The sequence below is a fragment of the Achromobacter sp. T5-5 genome (assembly GCF_055397965.1).
In genome coordinates this window covers 5,692,914-5,712,064 of the sequence record NZ_AP027919.1, presented here as the reverse complement: position 1 = coordinate 5,712,064, position 19,151 = coordinate 5,692,914, and the positions used below count along the sequence as shown (strand labels likewise).

The following is a 19,151-nucleotide window of genomic DNA, read 5'->3' as shown; positions in this document are numbered from 1 at the left end:
CCATGACCGGACTGCTTATCCAAGGCCTGATCAACGGCCTGATCCTGGGGGCCATCTACGGCCTGATCGGCGTGGGACTCAACGTCGTCTTCGGCGTGCTGCGCGTGGTCAATTTCGCGCATGGCGAGTTCCTGGTGCTGGGCGCCTATTTCGCCTTCTTTCTGCTGGAGTACGCGGGCGTCAATCCGCTGGTGGCGCTGCCGCTGGCGTTCGCCGCGTTCTTCCTGGCCGGCTACCTGCTTTATTTCGTGCTGATCCCCAGGCTTTCCAAGGCGGACGACCCCGAGATCAGCTCGCTGCTGCTGATGTTCGGCGTGTCGATCATGCTGGGCGCGCTGATGCTGCTGGCGTTCGATGCCGATGCCCGCTCGCTGCCTTATGAGATCGAGCCCGTCTTCCTGAAGTTCGGTCCGGTGCTGATCCCCACGGTGCGCCTGGTGGCGCTGGTCATTGCGCTGGCGATCATCGCGGCGCTGACGGTGTTCCTGTACCGCACGCAACTGGGCCGCGCGCTGCGCGCCATCATCATGAACCGCGATGCGGTCCGCATCGTGGGCATCAACGCCGAGCGCCTGTCGGCCGTGGCTTTCGGCCTGGGCGTGGGCCTGGCCGCGGCCAGCGGCGTGCTGGTCGCCATGGTGTTTCCCGCATTCTCGCCCTTCATGGGCAACGACTACACGCTGATCGGCTTCATCGTCATCGTGCTGGGCGGGCTGGGGCATCCGGTGGGAGCCCTCGTGGGCGCGCTGCTGTTCGGCGTCACCGAGCAGGTGTCGGTGGTGTTCTTCAATCCCTCCATCGCCACCATCTGCGGTTTTGCGCTGATGGTAGCCATGATCTTCTTCCGGCCCAGCGGCCTGTTCGGCCGCCAGGCCCTGCGCTAGGGGAACGCGCATGCTGAAAGTCACGAATCTCAAGAAGCGCTTCGGCGGCCTGGTGGCGCTGCAAGGCGTGGACATGCACGTGCCGCGGGGCTCGATCCTCGGCATCATCGGCATGAACGGGTCGGGCAAGACCACGATGCTCAACTGCATCAACGGCATCTACACCCCGGACGAAGGCAGCATCGAGCTCGACGGCAAAGAGATTGGCGGGCGCCAGATCCACGAGGTGGCCCGGCTCGGCGTTGGACGCACCTTCCAGGTGCCCCGCATATTCCGCCAGCTGACGCTGCTGGACAATCTGGAGGTCGCCCAGCAGCAGACTGGCCGCGGCGCCGAAGAGCGCTACGCGCAATCCGAATACTGGCTGCACAAGGTGGAACTGCACCGTCTGCGGCACAACTATGCCGAGGAACTCTCGGGCGGCCAGCAAAAGCTGGTGGAGCTGGCGCGGATCATGGTCGCGCGGCCCAAGGTCGTGCTGCTGGACGAGCCGTTCGCGGGCGTCAACCCGGCGCTCGCGCAGCTTCTGATCTCGGTCATCCGCGAACTGCCGACCGAGCACGATTGTTCGGTGGTGCTGGTGTCGCACGACCTCACATCCATCTATCAGCTGTCCCACCACATCATCGTCATGAACGAAGGCGCCATCCTGAGCCAGGGCAACGCCGATCACGTGCGCGCCGACCCGCGGGTGGTCGAAGCCTATCTGGGAGCCTGACATGAACACCGCGATACTCGCGCTGGAAGACGTGACCGTCGCCTATCACGGCGACATCACCATCTTGAACCGCATCAACGTCCAGGCGCGCGAGGGCAAGGTCACCGGCGTGATCGGCCCCAACGGCGCCGGCAAGTCCACGGTGCTCAAGACCCTGTTCGGCTTTCTGCCGCCGCGCACCGGCCGCATCACCCTGCGCGGCAAGGACATCAGCGCGCAGCCCTCGCATGAGCGCGCCAACCACGGCGTGGCTTTCGTCCCGCAGCATCGCAGCCTGTTCGGCGAACTGTCCGTGCACGACAACCTGCTGCTGGGCTGCTGGCCGTTTCGTGGCGACAAGGCGCGCGTGCGCCGGCGCATCGATTCGGTCTATGACCGCTTTCCCATCCTGGCGCAGAAGCGCGACGATCCCGTGTCCAGCATGAGCGGCGGCCAGCAGCGTTTTGTCGAATTCGGCCGGGCGCTGCTCATCGAGCCCTCGGTGATCCTGCTTGATGAACCCACGGCGATGCTGGCGCCCAAGATCTCCAAGGAGATCTATGCGCTGATCCGCGGCTTTGCCGACGAAGGCATGACCGTGGTTCTGGTGGACCAGAACGTGCGGCGCTGCGCCGAAGTGTCCGACTACATGTACATCCTGGAACTGGGGCGCAACAAGGCGGAAGGCTCGCGCGAGGCGTTCGCGGAAGAGGGCGGCGGCCTGCGCGAGATGGTCGCCTCGTGGATGGACTACAAGATCGACTGAAGCAAGGCGGGCGGGACGCGCGGCGCCCGCCCTGCCGGAAACGGCATCAGATGACGCCGCGTATTCCGGCGATGCCGTGCGCGCCGTGCCGCAGCGCCTGCGAAACCGTCTGCGTGGATTGCCCGCCCAGCGCGAACACCGGAATGCCGGCGTCGCGGTTGCCTTCGACGAAACCGTCCCAGCCCAGGGTCGGCGCGCCGGGATGGCTGGGCGTATCCAGCACGGGGCCGAGCACGGCGAAGTCCGCGCCCAGTTCGCGGGCATGGACCACCTGCGCGTTGTCGTGCGCGGACACGCCGACCAGGGCGGTCTTGGGCAGTTCGGGACGCGCGGACAGGCGCAGGGCGTCCGCCGTGCGCAGGTGCACGCCGTCGGCCTCATTCCACCAGGCGACGGGATGGATGCTGTTGACCAGCACGCGCGCGCCGGCGGCGCGGCAGCGTTTCAGCACCTGTTGCAGCACTTCGTGCAGCGAGCTGGCGCCCACGCCGTCCGGCCATTGCGGCTCGCGGAACTGCACCAGCCGCACGCCGCGAGCCAGCGCCGCGTCAAGCCGGCCCAGGAACGGCGCGATGCCCGCGCGCGAGCCGATGGCGCTGATGCCGTAGGTGGTGGGCAACTGCAGCCAGCGCAGCGGAGGAAGGGTGGCGGGCAACAGATCTCCCACCGATGCCGCGTTGGCGGGGTCCACCCACTCCAGGCGCTGGTTCTCCAGGCTTTGCGGGTCGCCTTCCCAGCCGGTCACGTGGCAGAACGCCAGCCGCACGGTGGTGTGCGGGTAGGCGTGGACATAGGTGACCCAGGGGCGCGATTGCGTGACGCGGATGCCGATTTCTTCCTGCAGTTCGCGCGCCAGCGCCTGCAGCACCGTTTCGCCGGGTTCGAGCTTGCCGCCGGGCAGCTCCCACCAGCCCGACCAGGGCTTGCCTTCGGGGCGCTGGCCCAGCAGCAGCTTGCCGTCGGGGCGCAGGATCAGGCCGGCGGCGACGTCGACGATCTTCTCAGACATGGCGGGCCGCCCAGTCGCGCGCGAATTGATAGGCCACGCGGCCCGAGCGCGAGCCGCGCTCGATCGTCCATTGCAGCGCCTCGGTGCGCGACGGCTCGATGTGCGCCTCGGGGCAGCCCAGTTCGCGCAGCCAGTGGTACACGATGTCCAGGTAGTCGTCCTGCTTGAACGGATAGAACGACAGCCACAGGCCGAAGCGCTCGGACAGCGAGATTTTTTCCTCGACGGTTTCGCCGGGGTGGATCTCGCCGTCGGGCTGGTGCTTGGCCTGCAGGTTTTCGCTCATGTATTCCGGCATCAGGTGGCGCCGGTTGGACGTGGCGTAGATCAGCACGTTGTCGCCCGAGGCCGACACCGAGCCGTCCAGCACCGACTTGAGCGCCTTGTAGCCGGGCTCGCCTTCCTCGAACGACAGGTCGTCGCAGAACACGATGAAGCGCTCGGGCCGCGCGGCGACCAGTTCGACGATGTCGGCCAGGTCGCCGAGGTCGGACTTGTCGACTTCGATCAGGCGCAAGCCGCGGTCGCCGTAGGCGGCCAGCATGGCCTTGACCAGCGAACTCTTGCCCGTGCCGCGCGCGCCGGTCATGAGCACGTTATTGGCGGGCTTCTTTTCAAGGAACTGCAGCGTGTTGCGGTCGATGGTGGCCTTCTGGCGCTCGATGTGCTGCAGGTCCTGCATGTCGATGCGCGCCACGTGGCGCACGGCGTCCAGCCAGCCGCGCGCGCCGCGCTTGCGCCAGCGGAACGCGTGGGCCGTCCAGTCGATCTCGGGCGGGGCCGGCGGCAGGAAGGCTTCCAGTTGCGCCAGCACGCGCTCGGCGCGCTGGATGAGGGTGGTGAACTCGGTGGCCGTCATGTCGATCAGGAGCGGTAGTCGGCGTTGATCGACACGTATTCGTGGGAGAAGTCGCAGGTGTAGACGGTGTCGCTCACCTGGCCGCGGCCCAGCGCGATGCGCACCGAGATCTCGGCCTGCTTCATGACGCGCTGGCCGTCGGCTTCCTGGTAGTCGGGGTTGCGGCCGCCGTTCTTGGCCACCAGCACGTCGTCCAGCCACAGGCGGATGTTGGACACGTCCAGGTCGTCGATGCCGGCGTAGCCGACGGCGGCCAGGATGCGGCCCAGGTTGGGGTCCGAGGCAAAGAAGGCGGTCTTGACCAGCGGCGAGTGCGCCACGGCGTACGCGACCTTCAGGGCCTCTTCGGTGGTGCCGGCTTCTTCGACGCGGATGGTCATGAACTTGGTGGCGCCTTCGGCGTCGCGCACGATCTTGGTGGCCAGATCCAGCGCGGCGGCCGTCAGGGCTTCGCGCACGGCGGCGTAGGCGGCATCCGATTCGCTGTCGATGTTGACGCCCGACTTGCCGGTGGCGGCGATGATGAAGGAGTCATTGGTGGAGGTGTCGCCATCGACCGTAATGCGGTTGAACGAGGCGTCGGCGATTTCCACGGCCAGCTTGCGCAGCAGGGGCTGGGCGATGCCGGCGTCGGTGGCCAGGAAGCTCAGCATGGTGGCCATGTTGGGCCGGATCATGCCGGCGCCCTTGCTGATGCCGGTGAAGGTGACCGTCTTGCCGCCGATCTGGACCTGGGCCGAGGAGATCTTGGGCAGCGTGTCGGTGGTCATGATGCCGTGGGCGGCGCTGGACCAGTGGTCGGCGGCCAGGTCGGCGATGGCGGCGGGCAGGCCGGCGACCAGGCGGTCCAGGGGCAGCGGTTCCAGGATGACGCCGGTGGAGAACGGCAGGATCTGCGCGGCCGGCACGCCCAGCAGCTTGCCCAGCGCGTCGCAGGTGTCCTTGGCCTTTTGCAGGCCCTCTTCGCCGGTGCCGGCGTTGGCGTTGCCCGTGTTGATGACCAGCGCGCTGATCGGGCCGCCGGCGGCCAGGTGGGCCTGGCAGACCTGCACGGGGGCGGCGCAGAAGCGGTTGCGCGTGAAGACGCCCGCCACGCTGGTGCCTTCGGCCAGGCGGAACACCGTCAGGTCGCGCCGGTTGGCCTTGCGGATGCCGGCCTCGGTGACGCCGATTTCTACGCCGGCAACAGGAAAAATTTCGGACTCGGAGGGGATCTGCAGATTAACGGCCATGACTTCGTCTCTTGGAGTGAGCGGGACGGAACCGCCGCCAGGCACGGCGGCGTGCGGGAAAGCTTCGTATTATCCCACCGGATCCGGGGGCGGGGGCCGGCCCCCTCGGCAACCCGAGGGGAGCCGCGTCCGGCCCGCGTGCGGGCCGATGGCCGCGTCAGGGGCCGATGCGCATCGCGGCCACGTCCAGCACCCCGGCTTCCCGGTTGCTCAGCACGCTGCGCACCGTGCCGTCGGGCGCCTGGAGCACGGACTTGCCCGCCGGAACGTCTTCGCCGCCGGCACGGCGCGCCGAGCGCCCGCGCGAGGGCGAGAACAGCAGGTCGCCCGGCTGCGCGCCCTGCAGGCGGGGGCTGGCCGCCAGCACGCGCGTGCCGGGCGGATAGGTCATCTCGCCCAGCACGGTGTCGCGAGCCGCGAGACCTTCGAATCCCAGCATCCGGCGCTGGCCGTCCAGTTGCAGGTCGACCTTCAGCAGCGGAATCTGCGCCACCGTCATGGAATCGCTGCCCTCGGTGCGCAGCAGCCAGCGCGGGGCCGTGCCGGTCTTGTCTATCGGGGTGCCGCGGGCGGCCGCCTCGACTTTCAGCCAGGCGCCGGCGGGCACCGGCTGCTGGTCCAGCGTATTGCCGACGGCGAGGTGGCAGCTGGAGAACTGGGGATGGCCGTCATGCAGCACGAATTCGATGCGATGGCCGTGGGCGCAGAGCCAGCCCTCCAGCGCCTGGTCGCGGGCGATCTCGGCCGACAGCGTTTCGGGCTGCTTGGCGGTGGCGGGGTAGCGGAACAGCCGCGTGGCCGCGACGCCCTGGATCAGCGCGGGATGGGCGTCGGGAAAGACCGCCCGGTCGAACGAGGCCAGGTCGCCCGGCGCGCCCAGGCGCAGCGTGGTGCCGGCGGGCATTTCCACCCCCGCCAGTTGCGTGGGCTGGGCCAGCACCGTCTTGCGGGCGTCGTCGGCCTGCGCGTCTTGCCGGGCCGCGAACCACTGGCTGAATTGCTGATAGGGAAAGAGGGCGCCGACGACGGCCAGCAGGGCCATCAGCAGGGGGCCCGCGCGCCGGTGGTCGGCCAGCCATTCGCGCGCGCCGCGCGAGGTGGCCAACACGGCCAGCCAGGTCAGCAGCGTGGAGAGGCAGGCCAGCGAGACCGCCATCAGCACGTAGAAATTACCGCCAGGTAAGGAAACCGGAATCATGGCGGCAATTATGCGGCATTACCGGCCCATCCGCCGCACGCCTGCGCGCGCGCCGCGCCCGCTTTGCGCAGGCTGTCCGTGACCCTGCCGGAACCGGATTCGGCGCGCCTGATGCTGCACCGCGTCGTGCCGCGGCACGGCGCGAAGAAGGCTTGTCCGGTGTACGGGAAAGATCTACAACAAAAATCGCCACGGCCTGCGCACGTGCAGGAGCTGTTCTCGCTATTTCGTCAACGCCGCGGTGGCCACGGCATGGCGCCTGCCTCCAACAAGGAGAATGTCGATGAAGCGCAGAACTTTCCTGACCGGTAGTGCCACATCCGTTGCAGCGCTATCCGCGCGGCCGGTCCTGGCGCACTACGAAACCCCCGTCAATGCACCGCCTGCCCCCGGAGAACTGGCGGCCACCGCAGCCCGCCTGCGTGCGCAATTCATGAAGGACTTCGAACCCGCCTACGTGGAAAACGTCATCATCCCGCATTTCCTGGTCAGCGTTTTCGAGGGCGAGCGGTCGTTTCTTCCCATGATCGATCTTGCGCTTTCCAAGGAGAACGCGCTGCCGAACGATCTGTGGGGGCTCTTGAGCCAGACCTGGCGGCCGGCGCCCGCCGATGGCGTGACGGTATTTCTGCAGGGGCTGGAGAAGCGAGGTCCCGACAATCGTCGCAAGCGCATCTACATGTCGGCGGTGACCCCCGATCTCTACCGCGAAAAATACGGCGACAAGGTCAAGGGCTTTTTCGACGGCTTCCTGTCCGACTCCAATGCGGGGCGGCCCTTGATGCGCAAATACCTGGACTCGTTCTGGGACCTGTATTGGGACCTGCACCTTGGCGTCTCGCACGACCAGATCCCCCAGCGCGTTCGCCAGATAGGCGAAAGCTTCAATACGGTCCTGGCCTATCGCGATCCCACGCAGCGCATCGTCTACGAGAATTACATGACGGTGCGTTCGCACCTGGACTTCCTGAAAGCGTGGATCGACGAACGACTGGCCGATATCGCGTCAGGCAAGACGAAAGCGCCGGAAAAGACATTCGCCTGGTACTGGATGAAGAACGGCGAGGACAGTCCCTACTTCAATCGCAAAGACGTGGTTTTCGAGTGCTTCCACAATTTCGTCGCGTTCAGCCAGTGGGGCAATACCCTTTACAACATCATGCTCCGGCTCGCTGCCGATGTCGGAGACCCGACCGTCAAGACCGCCTTCGGCAAGGTGATGCAGGGCGAGCCCGACAATGCGCGGGGCGCGCCGTTCGCCCCGCTCGAGGCATTCGTGATGGAGCTTTTCAGGCTGATTTCCCCGAATGGCGGCAGCATTTCCGCGCTGGGTGAAACGCGGACGCCGCAGTTCGATCGGCACGGTTACATCGTCAGTCCGCATACGTCGACAAGCCTCGACCCGGTGCATTGGACGAACCCCGACAAATTCGATCCCTCGCGGTATGCGACCGCGCCCACCAGTTCGGACATCGACGAGGCGCGGGCCAAGCAGATCGGCTTTGCCAAGTGTCCCTTCGATCTGACGTCGTTCAAGGTCAAGGACGGCCGCGCGGTGTCGCTGGACAACAGCGGGTTTGGGACGGTTTTCGGGGTCGCGGATGGCAAGCCGATGCCGGTCTGTGACTACGCGGGCTTCGCGCCCTTTGGCTTTGGATACCGCCGTTGCCCCGGCGAGCAACTGACGATCCAGGCCTTCGAGGACTTTCTGCGCAAGGTCTGGAAGGACAAGATCGAGTTCAAGAAGCTCAATATCGCCAATCCGGAGCCGCTGCCCATCGGCCCCACCACCGTCATTGGCGACGATATCGGCTTTCAGCGGGCGGCATGATCGACGCGCCGGGCCGGCCGCGGGGCGCAAGCCGCCGGCGGCCGGCGGCCCGGCGCATGCGGCATCCGGCATCCAGCATCCGGCCCCGCGCCGCGATCACTCCTTGTCGGATTTCGACCGGGTGGCGACCACCTGCAGCTTCAGTTCGCCCAGCGCCTGGAACAAGGCGTTGCGGCTGCCCTCGGGCAGGTCGGCGAACATGGATTTGACCCAGTTTTCATGGGCCCGCGCCATGCGCGCGAAGCTCTTCTTGCCTTGCGGCGTCAACTTGATCAGCGAGCTGCGGCGGTCGGACTCCACCTTGGTCCGCACCACCAGGCCTTCCTTTTCCAGCTGGTCGGTAATGCCGGTGATATTGCCGTTGGTCACCATCATGTGGCGCGACAGCTCGCCCATCTTCATGCCTTTGGGTGCGCGCTGCAATTGCGCCATCAGGTCGAAGCGGGGGAGGGTGGTGTCGAATTCGTTGCGCAGGCGGCTGCGGATCTCGCCTTCGATGAGATTGGCGCAGGTCAGCATGCGCAGCCACAGGCGCAGCGCGTGGTGGTCGTCGGGCGCGGCGCGCGATTCCAGGTCGGGAGTGTCAGTCATGGCTCGGAAGATTACCGGGAATGCGTGGGCTGGAGGGCGCCAGACCCATCTGTTCGAAGATGGCCAGGGTCAGCGGGCTGGTCGGATCGTTGAGCGTCAGGACGATATCAAAATGGTTGGTGCCTGGCATCGGGACATACCTGCCGGGAAAGCCGCGCTCGCGCCATGCGGCGAGATAATCGTCGCTCTGGCGCTTGAATTCGTCGGTCTCGGATTCGCCGTAGCTGACGATCAGCGGGCAGCCATTTGGCGGCAAGTGCAGCGCCGGGCTGTTGCGGATGGCGTCCGCCTCGCTCATGCGCATCCATTCGTTGATGTGGGTATGCACCAGCGGGCGCAGGTCGAACAGGCCCGACAGGGGCGCCGCGCCGCGGACCACGCCGGGGGGGACGTCGTAGCTGGCATGCCAGCCGCCGGCCAGCAGCGCGCCGACCAGGTGGCCGCCCGCCGAGCTGCCGCAAACGTGGATGCGCGCCGGGTCGCCGCCGTATTCGGCGATGTGGCGGTACACCCAGGCCAGCGCGCGCCGGTTCTGGTCCACGATGCGGTCCAGGGTAACGGCCGGCGCCAGCGAATAATTCACCGACACGACCACGGCGCCCGCCTGCGTGAATGCCGGCGCCATGCCGCTGGATTCGTTTTTGGAGAGGAGCCGCCAGTAGCCGCCGTGGATGAACACGAAGACGGGCGCGCCGGGCTTGCCGGGCGCGCCGCCCGCGGCTGGAAATATGTCCAGCAGCTCGTCGGGATGATCGCCGAACGGCACGTCCAGCGCGCAGTCCAGCGTGCGGCGCGCGGTGGCGCTGTCGTCGGCGTATTTCTTGAGTATCGGCTGGATGTCGGGTACTGTCGCGCGAGCGTTGTACTGGACGTCCAGTTCGGCGCGGTCGTAGTTGCGGTAGAGAGTGACCATGGCGGTAGGTTCGTGGTTCGGGCTCGCGGGCTGGGGTTGCCGGGGAAGGCTTGCACATTAACGCGTTTGGACCAGAAATCTCGGACCAAAGACCGTTAGTAAAAACCCTTCGGTAAAAACCCTAGACTTGTTTTGCCGAATACTTTAAACCTAAACTATGAACCACGCCAGCGTTCCCCCTGCTGCATGACGGGACCGCGGCGTTGCAGGCAAAGTACCTTGCCCGCACCGGCCTGACGGCGGCGCAAAGGCGCCGGCCGGCCGGGCATAGAAGTCGTTCGCATCGCACCTTCAAAAAGAACACCCTCTGCGCGGGCTCGCGCACGGAGCACACCACCATGCGTTTGATCACTTCCTTCCTGGCTGCCGCCGCCCTGGTTCCGGCAATGGCCTGCGCCGATACCATCAAGGTCGGCATCGCCAACGACATTTCGGGCCCGTTCTCGGCGCTGGGCGCCGAGGCCCGCGACGGCTTCAACCTGGCCATCAAGCAGTTGGGCGGCAAGCTGGGCGGACAGCCCGCGGAATTCCTCCAGACCGACATGGGCGGCAATCCGGATCAGGCCCGCCAACTGGTCACGCGCTACATCCAGCGCGAGAAAGTCGATTTCTTCACGGGCCCCATCGGCTCGAACGTGGCCCTGGCCGTCGGCCCGGCGCTGTTCGCCGCCAAGGTGCCCTACCTGTCCAACAACCCCGGCCCCAGCCAGTTCGCCGGCGCGCAGTGCAACAACTACTGGTTCGGCACGTCGTACCAGAACGACGCCTTCCACGAAGCGGCGGGCAAGGTCGCGGCCGACCGCGGCTTCAAGAAGATGTTCATCATGGCCCCGGACTATCCGGCCGGCAAGGATGCGCTGACCGGCTTCAAGCGCGGCTACAAGACCGCGCCGGGCGACGAGGTCTACACCAAGCTCGGCCAGATCGACTACGCCGCCGAAATCGCGCAGATCCGTGCGGCCAAGCCGGACGCCGTCTACATCTTCCTGCCGGGCGGCATGGGCATCAACTTCGTCAAGCAGTTCGTGTCCGCCGGCCTGTCGCAAAGCGTCAAGCTGATCGGCCCGGGCTTTTCGGCCGACGAAGACGTGATCCAGGCCGTGGGCGACCCCATGCTGGGCATGTACAACACGGCGCAATGGGCGCATGACCTGGACGTGCCGCAGAACAAGGTCTTCGTCGACGCCTTCCGCAAGGAATACAACGGCCGCTACCCGTCGGTCTACGCCGCCCAGGCGTACGACGTGATCATGGCCATGGATGCGGCCGTCAAGCAGGCCGGCGGCAAGGCCTCGGACCGCGACGCCATCGTGAAGGCGCTCGAAAAGGCCGATTACCCGTCGGTGCGCGGCAGCTTCACCTACGGCAAGAACCACTACCCCATCCAGGCCTACTACCTGCGCGTCGTCGAAAAGGACGGCAGCGGCCGCATCACCAACAAGCTGGTGGGCAAGGTCTTCGACAAGTACCAGGACGTCTACGTCGGCGACTGCAAGATGTGACCCCCCCGAAGCGCTGCGCGCTTCCCCCCAGGGGGCGTCGCAGCGGACCGGCAAAGCCGGATCCGCGCGACCCCGCTTGGGGGCGGCGGCTCGTGCGCGGGGGTGATGTGCCGCTGATGCAGATTCAGATGGCTTTGGTGACCGGCGCTCGTCTTCGGCGACGCGCGGCAAGGGGGATGTTTTCATGACGTTTACGCTGATCGTCGAGCAATTGCTGAACGGTCTGCAGTTTGGGTTGATGTTGTTTCTGATCGCGGCCGGGCTGACCCTGGTGTTCGGCATCATGGACATCATGAATCTGGCTCACGGCTCGCTCTACATGGCAGGCGCCTATGTCGCCGCCGAAACGATGCAACGCACGGGTTCGTTCACCGCCGCCGTTCTGGTGGCCGCGGTCGCCACCGGACTGGTGGGCGTCGTGCTGGAACTCTCCCTGATACGCCGCCTGGCGCTGCGCGACCACCTGGCCCAGGTGCTGGGCACCTACGCCGTCATCCTCATCGCCAATGACCTGGTCAAGATGATCTGGGGCCCGGCGCCGGTCATGCTGAACATGCCCGCGATGCTGTCCGGCCCCGTGCGCCTGCTGCCCGACCTGATGTACCCCGCCTACCGCCTGATGATCATCGTCTTCGGCGTGGCCGCGGCCGTGGGCCTGTACTGGTTCGTGACGCGGACCCGCGCCGGCGTGCTGGTGCGCGCGGGCGCCTCCAACCGCCAGATGGCCACCCTGATGGGCGTGCGCGTGCCGCTGCTGTTCCTGGGCGTGTTCGTGCTGGGCGCCATGCTGGCCGCGGTGGCCGGCGCGCTGCTGGGGCCGATCACCTCGGTGCAGGTGGGCATGGGCGAGGAAATCCTGATCCTGGTGCTGGTGTGCATCGTCATCGGCGGCATCGGGTCGATCCGCGGCGCCTTCGTCGGCGCACTGCTGGTGGGCATGGTCGACACCGCGGGACGGGCCTTCCTGCCGATGCTGCTGCGCCAGGTGTTTTCTCCGGCCGTGGCCTCCAGCGTCGGTCCGACGCTCGCGGCCATCGCCATTTACGTATTGATGGCGGCAGTGCTGGTGTTCCGGCCCTCTGGCCTCTTTCCGGCGCGGGGCTGACCATGAGAACCAAACTCTGGACCGTGGTCCTGCTGGCGGCGTTGGCGGTGTTCCCGCTGGTGGCGCCGATGCTGGGCCTGGACTTCTACATTTCCTTCGTGCGGCGCGTGCTGATCTACGCGCTGGCCGCGACCAGCCTGAACCTGATCCTGGGCTACGGCGGCATGGTGGCGCTGGGCCACGCGGCGTTCTTCGGCGCGGGCGCCTATGCGGTGGGCATCCTGGCCATGTCGGGCGTCACGTCGGCGCTCGTCTCCTGGCCCGTGGCGATGCTGCTGGCGGGCGTGCTGGCCTGCATCACGGGGGCGATCTCGCTGCGCACCCGCGGCGTGTACTTCATCATGATCACGCTGGCGTTCGCGCAGATGCTGTTCTACATCTTCATCTCGCTGCGCCAGTACGGGGGCGAAGACGGGCTGAACCTGCCTGGCTACTCCAGCCTGCCCGGCATCGACCTGGCCAATGACGTCAGCTTCTATTACCTGGTGCTGGTGCTTTTCGCGCTGCTGATGTGGGTCTTTGGCCGCGTCGTCGCGTCGCGCTTCGGCATGGCGCTGCAGGGTATCCGCGAGAACGAATCGCGCATGGAATCCATGGGATATCCGGTCTACCGCATCAAGCTCATGGCCTTCACGCTGAGCGGCGCGGCGGCCGGGCTGGCGGGCGCGCTGCTGGCCAACCACAACCTCTTCATCTCTCCCAGCCTGATGCACTGGACCCAGTCGGCCAACCTGCTGATCATGGTGCTGGTGGGCGGCATCGGCCTGCGCTATGGCGGCGTGGCCGGCGCGGTCGTGATGCTGACGCTGGAAGAAGTGCTGCGCCTGTGGACCGAATACTGGCACCTGCCCCTGGGCGTGCTGCTGCTGTGCGTGGTGTTCGGCGCGCCGCGCGGCCTGGTCGGCCTTTTCGGGCCGCTGTTCAGCGGGCGCGCTGCCCCGCAATCCGGCAAGGTGGGCTCATGAGCAATCCGATGAATGCCACGACCCGCGCCGCGGGCGGCGGAAAGCACGCCCTGCAGGCGCGCGGACTGGTGCGCCGCTTTGGCGCGCTGGTGGCGACCGACAATGTATCGCTGTCGCTGGAGCCAGGCGAGATCCATGCCCTGATCGGCCCCAACGGCGCGGGCAAGTCCACCCTGATCCACCTGCTGTCGGGCACGCTGGCCGCCGACTCGGGGACGCTGGAGGTCGACGGCCGCGACGTCACCGCCATGAACGCCCACCAGCGCGTGGCGGCGGGCATGTCGCGGTCCTACCAGATCACCAATATCTTCAAGCAGTCCAGCGTGCTGGATAACCTGGTGCTGGCCGTCCAGGCCCATGCCGGCAGCAGCTTCCGCTTCTGGAAGCCCCGCGCGGCGGAATCCGCGCTGTATGAACAGGCGCGCGAGCTGGCCCGGGAATGCGCCATCGACGCCAGCCTGCTCGGCCGGGCGGCGGGCACCCTGCCGCACGGCGAGCAGCGCAAGGTGGAATTCGCGCTGGCGCTGGCCGCGCGGCCCAAGGTGCTGCTGCTGGACGAACCCATGGCCGGCATGGGGCCGGATGAGACCGTCCGCCTGACCGAACTGATCGAATCCATGCGGGGACGCGCCGCGATGCTGCTGGTTGAACATGACATGCAGGCGGTGTTCCGCCTTGCTGACCGCCTGTCGGTGCTGGTGTACGGCCGGGTGATCGCCTCGGGCACCCCGGACGAGATCCGCGCCAATCCGGAAGTGCGCCAGGCCTACCTGGGCGACGAGGAGACCGCGTGATGCTGACCATCGAATCGGCCAAGAGCGGCTACGGCGCCAGCCAGGTGCTGTTCGGCGTGGACCTGGAAATCGGCGCGGGGCAGGTGGTGACCCTGCTGGGCCGCAACGGCATGGGCAAGACCACGCTGCTGCGCACCCTGTTCGGCCAGTTGCCGCTGCGCGGCGGCAAGATCCACTTCGCGGGCCAGGACATCAGCGGCTGGAGTTCCGACCGCATTGCGCGGGCCGGCGTGGCCATCGTGCCCGAAGGGCGCCAGTGCTTTCCCAACCTGACGGTGCGCGAGCACCTGACGGCGTTCGTGGCGGCGCGCAATCCGGATATCGGCGAACCCTGGACGCCCGATCGCGTGTTCGAACTCTTTCCCCGGCTGGCCGAGCGGGCCCGCAACATGGGCAACCAGTTGTCGGGCGGCGAACAGCAGATGCTGGCCATCGGCCGCGCGCTGGTCACCAACCCCCGCCTGCTGATCCTGGACGAGGCCACCGAGGGGCTGGCGCCGAAGATCCGGGAAGAAATCTGGAACTGCCTGGCGCGGCTGCGGCAGGCGGGCCAGACCATCCTGGTCATCGACAAATATGTCGAAAGGTTGCTCAGCCTGGCGGACCGCCACGTCATCCTGGAACGGGGCAAGGTGGTCTGGACCGGCGATTCGGCGTCGCTCGACGCCGACCGCGGCCTCTGGGAACGCTACCTGGGCGTGTAGCGGGGGTGTTATGAGGTGTAGTAATTAAGCCGCAACCCGGCCCCGAAGTCGTAACAGGCCATGACATAAATCGCAATAAATCAAGATATATATTGCTTGCGTGCAACTTAAGGTGTCTCGAACGCATCCAGACGTTTGCACCTGTATCAATAAACCCCACTGCCATCTACACTAGCCGCGCCGGTATGCCATGGGTGCGCCGGCCATCAGGCTCATGGCTCATAAGGCGGGGCACAAGCACGGGCAGCGCGCCTTTACGGCCAGCGCGGCAGCCTGTGTCCCCTTTTTCGCGCGTGACAACGCATCAGGCTGTCAGGAAGACTTTGCATGGCGAAATGGGGTTTGCGCAGGAAATCATTAATGGCGCTGCTGTTGGCGTGCCTGGTCGCCCTGGCGCCGGCCGCGCTGATCGGCTGGCAGGTGCTCGATGGCGTGCGCGAGCACTTCGGCCGCGCCTTTGCCGACAATTTCACGCAGCTCAACCGCCAGCGCGTGCTGGCGCCGGTGTCGCGCGAACTGGCGCTGTCGCAGCGCCTGGCCGACAGCGAGGTCACGCGCCGCTGGCTGCGCAATGAAAACGATCCTGCCGCGCGCGAGCTGTTCTTCCGCGAGGCCGACGGTTACCGTCGCGATCTGCTGGGCGGCGCCTACTTCATTGCCAGCGCAACCTCCGGCAATTACTACTTCAATGACGACAAGCCCCTGTCCGAGGCGCCGCGCTATACGCTGAGCCCCAGCGCGGCCGACGACGGCTGGTTCTACGCCACGCTCAAGTCGCCCGCACGCTACAACATCAACGTCAATCCCGACCTCAAGCTCAAGACCACCAAGGTCTGGATCAACGTGCAGATCCGCGATGGCGACAAGGTCATGGGCCTGACCGGCGCCGGTCTGGACGTGGGCGGCTTCCTGAAGGAATTCGTCAACAGCGGGCAGCCCGGCGTCACGCCCATCATCGTGGACGAAGCGGGCGCGATCCAGGCGCACATGAACCCCGCGCTGATCGCCTACAACTCCGGCGCGTCCGGGGCCGGCGGCAAGGGCACGGTGTTCAACCTGCTGGACGGAGGCGAGGGGCGCGCCGAACTGCTGTCCGCCATGCACGCCGCCCAGGCGGACCCGCAGTCCGTGCAGTCGGCCTGGGTGAAGATGGACGGCGTGCGCCAGCTCGCGGCCGTGGCGTACATGCCGGAACTGCACTGGCACGTGATGACCGTGGTCGACCTGGGCGCGGCCCGCGTGCTGGACACCGGCTGGCTGTGGCCGGCCGCGATCGGCCTGGTGGTGCTGTTCGCCGCCATGCTGCTGTGCTTTGGCTTTGCCATCGAACGCCTGATGCTGCGACCCTTGCGGCGCCTGCAGCAGTCGGCCCGCGCCATCGCCAACGGCAGCTACGACGTGCGCCTGCCGCCGGGCGGCCAGGACGAGATCGGCGACCTGAGCCGCGCGTTCGGCGTCATGGCCGACAAGGTGCGCAAGCACACGGCCGAACTGGAGACCAAGGTGCGCGAGCGCACCTCGGAACTGGAGGACGCCAACCGGGCGATGGCTGCGGCGCACAAGAAAATCGACGATTCCATCGACTACGCCAGCCTGATCCAGCGCGCGATCCTGCCGGACCGCCAGCTCACCCAATCGCTTGGCGCCCACCATTTCGTGCTGTGGAAGCCGCGCGACGTGGTCGGCGGCGATTTCTACGTGTTCCGCTCGGACGGCGCCAATTGCCTGCTGGGCATCATGGATTGCGCGGGCCACGGCGTGCCCGGCGCGCTGATGACGATGCTGGCGCGCGCCGCGATCGACCTGGCGATCACGGAAGTCGGACCGGGCGATCCCGCCGGCATTCTGACGCGCACCGACAACGCCATCCGCGCCATGCTTGCGGACGCGCAATTGCCCCGGGCCCTGGCCACCAACACTGATGCGGGGCTGGTATATATTGACCGCCAAGCCGGGAGCTTGCTGTACGCAGGCGCCAAGATCAGCCTGTACGCAAGCGACGGCGAAAGCCTGCGCGAAGTGCCCGGCGGCAAGCGCGCACTGGGCGACAAGCGTATGGGGGTTTACGAGAACATAGCTTTGCAGATGGAGCCGGGCTGGACGTATTACCTGGCCACCGACGGTTTCCTCGACCAGGCGGGCGGCGAGCATGGGTTCGGCTTTGGCAACACGCGCTTTGCCGAAATGCTCAAGACGCACGCGCGCCGGCCGTTAACCGAACAGGCGGCGGCGTTCAGCCAGGCGCTCGCCGAGTACCAAGGTGGCCGGCCCCAGCGCGACGACATCACCTTGCTGTCTTTCCGTTTCGAATAATCGTTATCAAGGCGGTACCCTCCATGAATGCCTCCGATCTCTACGCGTTGGGCGCGCGATTCGACCAGAACCGGACCCTGCTGTGTTTCAACGGGCCGATCTCCCGCAGCCTGATCGAGGAAATTGGCAATGCGCTGAAGAACTACCTGAACGCAGAGCATGTCCGGCCCGCCGAAGCGATGGACGTGTTCTCGGTCTACATCGAGATGATCCAGAACATCCGCCAGTATGCCGCGCTGAACGGCGACGTGGATGCCTCGGCCACGGTGGTGATCGGCCGCCGCGACGAGAGCCGCTACGTGGTGTCGGCGGGGAATCTGGTCGATGCGCAAGACGGCCACAGCCTGGTCGCCCGCATCCAGGAACTGGCCGCGCTGGACAAGGCGGCCCTGAAGGCCGAGTACAAGGCACAGCTCCACAAGCCGCGCACGCAGGGCGTGGCGTCGGGCGCGGGGCTGGGTCTCATCGACATTGCGCGCCGCGCCGGCGCTCCGCTGGAAGCCAGCCTGACCCCCGCCGCGCAGCCGGGCAAGGCCTTCTTCAGCCTGAGCGTCGTGGTCTGAGGGCGTGCGCTCAAAGGATTATTTTCGGAGTATTTGATGAAAGACCTGAACATTCCCGGGACCCAGTCCACGCCCGCCATCGCCGCCGACGCTGCCGCCGGCGTGCTGGCGATGCGCGGCGACTCCTACCCCGAGAATTCCTTCGAACTGTTCGGCCCGGTCATTGAATGGGTCGAGACCTATGTGCAGGCCAGCGACGTGCCGCTGAAGCTGGAGCTGGAACTGCTGTACCTGAACACCAGCAGCATCAAGTCCGTCATGGACATCTTCGACGTGCTGGAGGCCGCGCACCGCAAGGGCCGCGAGGTCGGCGTGACCTGGTTCTACGACATGCGCAATGAGCGCGTCGGCGAACTGGCCGAAGAATTCAAGGAAGACTGCACCTTCCCGTTTTCGGTGGTTGGCCGATAATGAAGCCGGGCGCCGCCGAACTCGATCAGCGTATCACCGCATTGCTGGCGGACCCGGCCCATGCCGGCCATCCGCTGCGCGAAGCGCTGGAAGCGCTCTGGCGGCACACCGAAGAGCAGATGGCGCGCATCCAGCGCGTGACCCAGCTTTCGGACGCCTACCAGAGCATGGCGCACGAGCGCGAACTGGGCCTGTGCGACCAGTTCGACCGCCAGCTGCGCCGCCTGACCCGTATCGCGCGGATCTCGGATCACTACCAGAATATGATGCGCGACCTGAATCGCGCCCTCGAGGAAACCTCCAGCCGCGACCCCCTGACCGGCCTCTTGAACCGGCGCGCGCTGATGGAGATGATCAAGCAGGAAGTCCAGCGCGCCGCGCGCAGCGGCGACAGCTTCGTCGTCGCCATGCTGGACGTGGATCACTTCAAGGCGGTCAATGACCGGTTCGGCCACGAAACCGGCGACCGCGCGCTGGTCGAGCTGGCCGGCGTGCTGGGCGAGAGCCTGCGCGAATACGACTTGTGCGGCCGTTGGGGCGGCGAGGAGTTCCTCGTGCTGCTGCCCCAGACGCAGCCGGAAGCGGCCCAGGCGGTCATGGACCGGCTGGTCAGCGACGTGCGCGGGCTGGCGGTCACGGCCGGGGACGACGTCCTGCGGCTGACGGTCAGCATCGGCATGGCATATCACCAGTTGGGCGAAACTTTCTCAGAGACGCTCAGCCGGGCGGATCAGGCGTTGTATCTGGCCAAGCAGGACGGACGCGATCGCGTCGCGCTTGGTTTTCCGAGGCGCTAATGAAACCGGAACAGCTG

At 66.7% G+C, this 19,151-nt stretch carries 20 protein-coding genes; 14 read left to right on the top strand and 6 right to left on the bottom strand.

From position 1 onward, the window contains the following. Nucleotides 1–2: 2 nt before the first annotated feature. Genes ACZ50Q_RS25805 through ACZ50Q_RS25795 form a run of 3 tightly spaced genes read left to right on the top strand, consistent with a single transcriptional unit; the run spans nt 3 to nt 2,347 of the window. A complete protein-coding gene (locus ACZ50Q_RS25805) occupies nt 3–884 on the top strand; it encodes a branched-chain amino acid ABC transporter permease (RefSeq protein ID WP_464079931.1) in 882 nt (293 codons plus the stop codon). Between the two features lie 10 nt (nt 885–894). Next, the gene (locus tag ACZ50Q_RS25800) at nt 895–1,602 is read left to right on the top strand and encodes an ABC transporter ATP-binding protein (RefSeq protein WP_346518492.1); all 708 of its coding nucleotides are present in this window, start codon (nt 895–897) and stop codon (nt 1,600–1,602) included. 1 nt (nt 1,603) lies between these two features. Then, on the top strand, nt 1,604–2,347 hold the full coding sequence (locus ACZ50Q_RS25795) for a branched-chain amino acid ABC transporter ATP-binding protein (RefSeq protein WP_464079930.1): 744 nt from the start codon (nt 1,604–1,606) through the stop codon (nt 2,345–2,347). 46 nt (nt 2,348–2,393) lie between these two features. Here ACZ50Q_RS25795 and ACZ50Q_RS25790 read toward each other — a convergent pair whose 3' ends face one another. The 4 genes from ACZ50Q_RS25790 to ACZ50Q_RS25775 all read right to left on the bottom strand — a co-directional run bounded on the left by ACZ50Q_RS25790 (nt 2,394) and on the right by ACZ50Q_RS25775 (nt 6,645). Next, complete coding sequence (locus ACZ50Q_RS25790; RefSeq protein WP_464079929.1) at nt 2,394–3,356, bottom strand: Nudix family hydrolase; 963 nt, start codon at nt 3,354–3,356, stop codon at nt 2,394–2,396. Beyond that, nucleotides 3,349–4,215, bottom strand: coding sequence for an ATP-binding protein (locus ACZ50Q_RS25785; RefSeq protein ID WP_464079928.1), 867 nt, complete (start codon nt 4,213–4,215; stop codon nt 3,349–3,351). The genes ACZ50Q_RS25790 and ACZ50Q_RS25785 overlap by 8 nt, the downstream gene beginning before the upstream one ends. A 5-nt stretch (nt 4,216–4,220) precedes the next feature. Continuing rightward, nucleotides 4,221–5,447 carry a bifunctional glutamate N-acetyltransferase/amino-acid acetyltransferase ArgJ gene (gene argJ, locus ACZ50Q_RS25780; RefSeq protein ID WP_464079927.1) on the bottom strand — a complete coding sequence of 409 codons (1,227 nt, stop codon included), beginning with the start codon at nt 5,445–5,447 and terminating at the stop codon, nt 4,221–4,223. Between the two features lie 157 nt (nt 5,448–5,604). Further along, nucleotides 5,605–6,645: a hypothetical protein gene (locus ACZ50Q_RS25775; RefSeq protein WP_464079926.1), complete on the bottom strand. Its 1,041-nt coding sequence runs from the start codon at nt 6,643–6,645 to the stop codon at nt 5,605–5,607. Between the two features lie 78 nt (nt 6,646–6,723). On the opposite strand from ACZ50Q_RS25775, the gene ACZ50Q_RS25770 reads away from it, so the two are divergent. Together ACZ50Q_RS25770 and ACZ50Q_RS25765 are read left to right on the top strand one after the other, a co-directional pair. Continuing rightward, nucleotides 6,724–6,957: a hypothetical protein gene (locus tag ACZ50Q_RS25770; protein WP_464079925.1), complete on the top strand. Its 234-nt coding sequence runs from the start codon at nt 6,724–6,726 to the stop codon at nt 6,955–6,957. Next, on the top strand, nt 6,929–8,476 hold the full coding sequence (locus ACZ50Q_RS25765; RefSeq protein WP_464079924.1) for a hypothetical protein: 1,548 nt from the start codon (nt 6,929–6,931) through the stop codon (nt 8,474–8,476). The genes ACZ50Q_RS25770 and ACZ50Q_RS25765 overlap by 29 nt, the downstream gene beginning before the upstream one ends. A 96-nt stretch (nt 8,477–8,572) precedes the next feature. Here ACZ50Q_RS25765 and ACZ50Q_RS25760 read toward each other — a convergent pair whose 3' ends face one another. Continuing rightward, complete coding sequence (locus tag ACZ50Q_RS25760) at nt 8,573–9,067, bottom strand: MarR family winged helix-turn-helix transcriptional regulator (protein ID WP_092579889.1); 495 nt, start codon at nt 9,065–9,067, stop codon at nt 8,573–8,575. Further along, nucleotides 9,060–9,980 carry an alpha/beta hydrolase gene (locus ACZ50Q_RS25755; RefSeq protein ID WP_464079923.1) on the bottom strand — a complete coding sequence of 307 codons (921 nt, stop codon included), beginning with the start codon at nt 9,978–9,980 and terminating at the stop codon, nt 9,060–9,062. Before ACZ50Q_RS25755 ends, ACZ50Q_RS25760 begins: the two co-directional genes overlap by 8 nt. A 338-nt stretch (nt 9,981–10,318) precedes the next feature. Here ACZ50Q_RS25755 and ACZ50Q_RS25750 point away from each other — a divergent pair, with 338 nt between their 5' ends. From ACZ50Q_RS25750 to siaD, 9 genes are all read left to right on the top strand, one after another. Continuing rightward, nucleotides 10,319–11,482, top strand: coding sequence for an ABC transporter substrate-binding protein (locus tag ACZ50Q_RS25750; RefSeq protein ID WP_464079922.1), 1,164 nt, complete (start codon nt 10,319–10,321; stop codon nt 11,480–11,482). 184 nt (nt 11,483–11,666) lie between these two features. Next, nucleotides 11,667–12,587: a branched-chain amino acid ABC transporter permease gene (locus tag ACZ50Q_RS25745; RefSeq protein WP_076518685.1), complete on the top strand. Its 921-nt coding sequence runs from the start codon at nt 11,667–11,669 to the stop codon at nt 12,585–12,587. A 2-nt stretch (nt 12,588–12,589) separates the two neighbouring features. Continuing rightward, the gene (locus ACZ50Q_RS25740) at nt 12,590–13,552 is read left to right on the top strand and encodes a branched-chain amino acid ABC transporter permease (protein ID WP_092579883.1); all 963 of its coding nucleotides are present in this window, start codon (nt 12,590–12,592) and stop codon (nt 13,550–13,552) included. Next, nucleotides 13,549–14,346, top strand: coding sequence for an ABC transporter ATP-binding protein (locus ACZ50Q_RS25735; RefSeq protein WP_464079921.1), 798 nt, complete (start codon nt 13,549–13,551; stop codon nt 14,344–14,346). The genes ACZ50Q_RS25740 and ACZ50Q_RS25735 overlap by 4 nt, the downstream gene beginning before the upstream one ends. Continuing rightward, nucleotides 14,346–15,050, top strand: coding sequence for an ABC transporter ATP-binding protein (locus ACZ50Q_RS25730; RefSeq protein ID WP_092579881.1), 705 nt, complete (start codon nt 14,346–14,348; stop codon nt 15,048–15,050). Before ACZ50Q_RS25735 ends, ACZ50Q_RS25730 begins: the two co-directional genes overlap by 1 nt. 327 nt (nt 15,051–15,377) lie before the next feature. Beyond that, nucleotides 15,378–17,363 (top strand): biofilm regulation protein phosphatase SiaA, encoded by a 1,986-nt coding sequence (siaA, locus tag ACZ50Q_RS25725; RefSeq protein WP_464079920.1) that lies wholly within the window; start codon nt 15,378–15,380, stop codon nt 17,361–17,363. A 23-nt stretch (nt 17,364–17,386) separates the two neighbouring features. After that, nucleotides 17,387–17,926 carry a biofilm regulation protein kinase SiaB gene (siaB, locus tag ACZ50Q_RS25720; RefSeq protein ID WP_076518690.1) on the top strand — a complete coding sequence of 180 codons (540 nt, stop codon included), beginning with the start codon at nt 17,387–17,389 and terminating at the stop codon, nt 17,924–17,926. A gap of 36 nt (nt 17,927–17,962) precedes the next feature. Further along, entirely contained in the window at nt 17,963–18,337 is a 375-nt protein-coding gene (siaC, locus tag ACZ50Q_RS25715) for a biofilm regulation phosphoprotein SiaC (protein ID WP_464079919.1), read from the top strand. Further along, nucleotides 18,337–19,134, top strand: a complete 798-nt coding sequence (gene siaD / locus ACZ50Q_RS25710; protein ID WP_092579874.1) for a biofilm regulation diguanylate cyclase SiaD — start codon at nt 18,337–18,339, stop codon at nt 19,132–19,134. The genes siaC and siaD overlap by 1 nt, the downstream gene beginning before the upstream one ends. Nucleotides 19,135–19,151 lie beyond the last annotated feature (17 nt).